The sequence below is a fragment of the Bacteroides caecigallinarum genome (genome assembly GCF_016901995.1).
GTDB lineage: Bacteria > Bacteroidota > Bacteroidia > Bacteroidales > Bacteroidaceae > Phocaeicola > Phocaeicola cellulolyticus.
On the sequence record NZ_JACJLE010000252.1, the window covers coordinates 1 to 210 of the forward strand.

Genomic DNA, 210 nt, shown 5'->3' on the forward strand with positions numbered 1-210 from the left:
CGTGCAGGTCGGAACTTACCCGACAAGGAATTTCGCTACCTTAGGACCGTTATAGTTACGGCCGCCGTTTACTGGGGCTTCAATTCAATGCTTCTCCCAAAGATGACATCTCCTCTTAACCTTCCAGCACCGGGCAGGTGTCAGGCTGTATACATCTACTTTCATATTAGCACAGCCCTGTGTTTTTGTTAAACAGTTGCCTGGACCTAT

General features: G+C 48.1%; 1 rRNA gene. It reads right to left on the reverse strand.

The features are described 5' to 3' along the window. A 23S ribosomal RNA gene (locus H6A61_RS16425) occupies window positions 1-210 on the reverse strand; the annotation flags it as partial.